General features: G+C 70.1%; 6 protein-coding genes and 1 pseudogene. 3 read left to right on the forward strand and 4 right to left on the reverse strand.

The annotated features are described in order from the left end of the window. Both BKN37_RS29620 and sigI read right to left on the reverse strand, forming a co-directional pair. Window positions 1-266 (reverse strand): annotated as a pseudogene (locus tag BKN37_RS29620) (hypothetical protein); the annotation flags it as partial. Window positions 267-476: 210 nt separating this feature from the next. Beyond that, the gene (gene sigI / locus BKN37_RS25910; protein WP_071030027.1) at window positions 477-1,358 is read right to left on the reverse strand and encodes an RNA polymerase sigma factor SigI; all 882 of its coding nucleotides are present in this window, start codon (window positions 1,356-1,358) and stop codon (window positions 477-479) included. Window positions 1,359-1,462: 104 nt separating this feature from the next. On the opposite strand from sigI, the gene BKN37_RS25915 reads away from it, so the two are divergent. Then, window positions 1,463-2,296 (forward strand): NmrA family NAD(P)-binding protein, encoded by an 834-nt coding sequence (locus tag BKN37_RS25915; RefSeq protein WP_071030028.1) that lies wholly within the window; start codon window positions 1,463-1,465, stop codon window positions 2,294-2,296. Window positions 2,297-2,312: 16 nt separating this feature from the next. Further along, window positions 2,313-2,765: a nitroreductase family deazaflavin-dependent oxidoreductase gene (locus BKN37_RS25920; RefSeq protein ID WP_071030030.1), complete on the forward strand. Its 453-nt coding sequence runs from the start codon at window positions 2,313-2,315 to the stop codon at window positions 2,763-2,765. An 85-nt stretch (window positions 2,766-2,850) separates the two neighbouring features. On the opposite strand, the gene BKN37_RS25925 is transcribed toward BKN37_RS25920, so the two are convergent. Continuing rightward, on the reverse strand, window positions 2,851-3,078 hold the full coding sequence (locus BKN37_RS25925) for a DUF3618 domain-containing protein (RefSeq protein WP_071030032.1): 228 nt from the start codon (window positions 3,076-3,078) through the stop codon (window positions 2,851-2,853). Between the two features lie 126 nt (window positions 3,079-3,204). On the opposite strand from BKN37_RS25925, the gene bcp reads away from it, so the two are divergent. Continuing rightward, window positions 3,205-3,678, forward strand: coding sequence for a thioredoxin-dependent thiol peroxidase (gene bcp / locus BKN37_RS25930; RefSeq protein WP_071030034.1), 474 nt, complete (start codon window positions 3,205-3,207; stop codon window positions 3,676-3,678). Here the strand turns inward: bcp and BKN37_RS25935 are convergent. Then, window positions 3,675-4,569: M20/M25/M40 family metallo-hydrolase (locus BKN37_RS25935; protein ID WP_071030036.1), on the reverse strand; the 895-nt coding region annotated here is incomplete at its 5' end. The two genes, bcp and BKN37_RS25935, sit on opposite strands and share 4 nt — an antisense overlap.

Genomic DNA, 4,569 nt, shown 5'->3' on the forward strand with positions numbered 1-4,569 from the left:
CCAGCAACCGGCGCCACCGGCACCACCGGCACGGGCGCACCCGCCGGCAGCGGCACCCCGGCGACCGGCACCACCGGCGCTCCGGCGGGCGCCGGCGCGGCGGCTCCCGTCAGTGCCGCCGCACAGGCCGGCGCGCCAGCCGCCGGCATCTCGGTGCATGTCGGACCGCCGGTGGGTCGCGGGAAGGCCGCCGCGTCGGCGCTAAACGCCAACGCGGCCCCGCACAACCCGACGCCGGCAACTGTTGCGATGTTGAATCGGCTCAAGATTTCCAACGCTCATTCCCATGAGTCGGCTATTCACGTATCCGCGCCCAGCTGGTTCCGCTCATCACTCAGCGCAGCGAAACCGTAGCGCGGTGGGGCAACCGTGCCTAGATGAGGAACGAAATGGCTGCGGGATCGAGACACAATGCACGCCATACCGTGACCGCATCAATTCCCAATTGTGACGGGCACTTTGAGACGGGTCGCGGCTCAGAAGGTGTTGTCGGCCCCGAACCGGGCGACCGGGTCCGCGGTGGCTTCGATCTTCGCGACCAGGCCGTCGCGGATCGTCAACACGACCATGGCGAACAACCGTCGTTCCGCGTAGGCCAGTAGCACCGGCTGTCCCGCCGGCCCGGCGACCAAGGTGGCGCCCGGTCCCAGGTACCGCAAAAGGTTGGTCGCCACGTCGTGGCGTCCATGGTTGATCTGCGGCGGTAACGCGGGGTCGGTCAGCACCGTTCCCACCCCCCACACGCTGGGATCGAGCACCGCGGCCAGCGCCTGCAGGTCGCCGTTGGCGCAGGCGGTGATGAAAGCCTCAGTGACCAGCTGGTTTTCGGCCGGCGCCACCTCCTGAAGCCGCGGCTGCCCGCTGGCGACCTTGGCCCGCGCCCGCCGCGCCAACTGCCGGCAGGTGCCGACCGGCCTGCCCACCGTTTCCGCGATCGCGTCGAACGGGACCTCGAACACGTCGTGCAGCACGAACGCCACCCGCTCGCCGGGGCTGAGCCTGCTCAACACCTGCAGCAGCGCGCCGGAGACCTGATCATCGAGGGTGACCCGGTCGGCCGGGTCGACCTCGCGGGCCGACGCCACCTCCTGCACGGTGTCGGTGGGCCGTTCGCGACGGGCCCGCGCCGAGCGCACCTGATCGAGGCACAGCCGTCCCGCCACCACGGTCAGCCAGCCGCGCACATCGTCGATCTCCTCGATATCGGTGCGCGCCAACCGCAGAAACGCTTCCTGCGCAACATCTTCGGCGTCGCCGATATCACCGAGCATCTGATAGGCGAGGTTCACCAGATACGGCCGGTGGCTGCGCCAGGCCGCGGCGACCCGGTCGCCGGAGTGGGGGGACGATTCGCTCATGTGTTGACGACGATCCGGGGCCGCGAAAAGTTACCGGCCGCGGCGGTAACTTTTGCGGCTTTCGCCCCGTCCTTGATGGCAGAACCCTGGAAAGGAGCCATCACATGATCATCGTCGTCACCGGCGCGACCGGCAATGTCGGTCGCCCGCTCGTCACCGCCCTCGCCGACGCCGGAGCCAAGGTCCGCGCGGTCACCCGTCATCCCGCGGCCGCCGGCTTGCCCGCACAGGTCGAGGTGGTGGCATCGACCGCCGAGGCGCTGCCCGGCGCCTCGGCGGTATTCCTCAACTCGCGGGCGCTGATCGGCCAGCTGCCCGACATGGTGGACCTGGCCACCCGGTCCGGGGTCGCCAAGCTGGTCGCGTTGTCGGCCCTCAACGCCGACGACGACTTTTCCCGGCAGCCGTCCCGGTTCCGCGGCGACCGCAATAAGGAGGTCGAGCAACTCGCGGTCGACTCCGGCCTGGCCTGGGTGAGCCTGCGGCCCTCGGTGTTCGCCACCAACTTCGTCGGCATGTGGGCGGGCCAGATCCGCGCCGGCGATATCGTCACCGGCCCGTACGCGGCGGCGTCGACCGCCCCGATCGTCGAGAACGATATCGCCGCGGTGGCCGCCCACGCGTTGCTGACCGACGACCTTGTGGGACAGAAGATTCCGTTGACCGGTCCGCAGGCGTTCACCAACACCGAGCTGCTCGCGGTCATCGCCGAGGCGCTGCACCGCCCGTTGCGCTACCAGGAGGTGCCCGCCGACGCGGTGCGGCAACGGTTCATCACCATCGGCTTGCCCGCCGAATTCGCCGACGCCTACACCGCGCTGCTCGCCGCAACCGTCGACACGCCGGCCCTGGTGACCCACGAGGTGGAGAAGATCCTGTGCCGTCCCGCCGAAACATTCGCCCACTGGGTGGCCCGGCACCCGGAACTGTTCAGCTAGCACAAGGAGCCAGAAGATGTCCGAGCTGCGCCCACCGCGCTACCTCAAACCGATGAACAAGTTCATGATGGCCGTGCAGAAGCTCGGCATCCCGACCGGCCCGGCGATGGTGTTGACCGTGCCCGGCCGCAAATCGGGTCGGCCCCGCAGCACCCCGATGACGCCGTTCGACTACCGGGGCGGCCTGTACGTCGTGGCCGGGTATCCCGGCGCGGACTGGGCGCGCAACGCCCGGGCGGCGGGTGTCGGCACGCTCAGCCGCGGACGCCGGTCGCGCCGGGTCGCGGTCGTCGCACTGACCGCCGAGGAGGCCCGGCCGGTGCTGCGGGTATTCGCGACCAAGGTCCCCGTCGGGGTGGCGTTCGCCAAGCGTTCCGGGTTGGTCCGTGACGGCACACCCGAGGAGTTCGAGGCGCTGGCCGACCGGCTCACGGTGTTCCGGTTCGACCCGCTCCCGGCGTCCTGCTGAAATCGACGTCCATATTGCGCAAACCCCCGATTCTGGGGGCTACGTGTCAATCTAGGCGTCGATCTCAGCAGCGACCGCGCCCCGATCAGCGGTTGCGGATCTTGCGGATCACCAGCACCACGCCGAGCGCCCCGAGCCCGGCCAGCGACATCGCCACCGCGGGCTTCTTGACGAAGGCGAGCACCCGGGCCTTGGCGTCATCGGCGAGTCGGCGGGGATTGGCCCGTTCGGCGAGCGAATCGACGGTGGAGGCCAGCCGATCGCGGGCCTCGTCGATCTCCTTTTTGATGGTGTCGGGATCCCGGTCCGCCACGCTCGTCCTCCATGTCCTCCCGCACCGGCCGCTGCGTGGGCTCGGTCCTTGAGTTGCTGCCTTGTCGCATACCCTAGAGCAGCCGGTGCCCGTCCCGGTGCTCCGGTGAGCAGAAAGGGATGTTCGTTGACCGACACCGCGCGCCTGCAGCCCGGCGACACCGCGCCCGCGTTCAGCCTCCCCGACGCCGACGGCAACCCGGTGTCGTTGGCCGATTACCGGGGTCGGCGGGTGATCGTGTACTTCTACCCGGCGGCCTCCACCCCCGGCTGCACCAAGCAGGCCTGCGACTTCCGCGACAACCTGCGCGAGCTGGGCGACGCCGGGCTCGACGTGGTCGGCATCTCCCCGGACAAGCCCGCCAAGCTGGCCGAATTCCGTGACGCCGAAGGGTTGACGTTCCCGCTGCTGTCCGATCCGGAGCGCAGCGTGTTGAGTGCGTGGGGCGCCTACGGCGAGAAGAAGATGTACGGCAAGACGGTGCAGGGCGTGATCCGCTCGACGTTCGTCGTCGACGAGCAGGGCAAGATCGCCGTCGCGCAGTACAACGTCAAAGCCACCGGGCATGTCGCCAAACTGCGCCGGGATCTGGCGGTCTAAACCAGCGACCCCAGCAGCAGCGCCTCGCTGATCGCCGCGCGTTCCAGCACCCCCAGGTGCAGGCTTTCGTTGACGCTGTGCGCCTGGGTGGCGGGGTCTTCGACCCCGGTGACCAGGATCGTCGCGGCCGGGTAGGCGGCGGCGAATTCGGCGATGAACGGGATCGAGCCGCCCATGCCCATCTCCACCGGGTCGGTGCCCCAGCCCTGCCGAAACGCCGCCCGGGCGGCGTCGTAGACCGGGCCGCTGACGTCGATGGCGTAGGGCTGGCCGACGTCGCCGGGGGTGACGGTGACCTGCGCGCCCCACGGCGCGTGCTGTTCCAGGTGCCGGGTCAGCGCCGCCAGGTGGGCCTTGGCGTCGCCGCCGGGGGCGACCCGCATGCTGATCTTGGCGCGGGCCCGCGGGATCAGCGTGTTCGACGACGCCGCGATCGAGGTGGTGTCGATGCCGATCACGGTGATCGCGGGTTTGGCCCACAGCCGCTGCGGCACCGAACCCGACCCGATTTCGCGTACCCCGTCCAGCAGCCCGGACTCGGCGCGCACCCGCTCGTCGGGGTAGTCCACCGCCGCGGCGGTGCCCTCGTGCAGGCCGGCCACCGCCACGTTGCCGTCGTCGTCGTGCAGGCTGGCCAATAGACGCACCAGCACGCTGAGCGCGTCGGGCACCACCCCGCCCCACAGCCCGGAATGCAGCCCGTGATCCAGGGTGGCGACTTCCACGACACAGTCGGCCAGCCCGCGCAGCGACACCGTCAGCGCCGGCACGTCGACGCTCCAGTTGTCCGAGTCGGCGATGACGATCACGTCGGCGGTCAGCTTGTCGCGGTGGGCGGCCAGCAGCGCACCCAGCGACGGCGACCCGGACTCCTCCTCCCCCTCCACGAAC

The sequence above is a fragment of the Mycobacterium talmoniae genome (assembly GCF_001854525.1).
Taxonomy (GTDB): Bacteria; Actinomycetota; Actinomycetes; order Mycobacteriales; family Mycobacteriaceae; genus Mycobacterium; species Mycobacterium talmoniae.

Coding starts and splice junctions, on each gene's coding strand:
- BKN37_RS25915 (WP_071030028.1), top strand. CDS start 1,463: ATGATCATCGTCGTCACCGGCGCGACCGGCAATGTCGGTCGCCCGCTC.
- BKN37_RS25920 (WP_071030030.1), top strand. CDS start 2,313: ATGTCCGAGCTGCGCCCACCGCGCTACCTCAAACCGATGAACAAGTTC.
- sigI (WP_071030027.1), bottom strand. CDS start 1,358: ATGAGCGAATCGTCCCCCCACTCCGGCGACCGGGTCGCCGCGGCCTGG.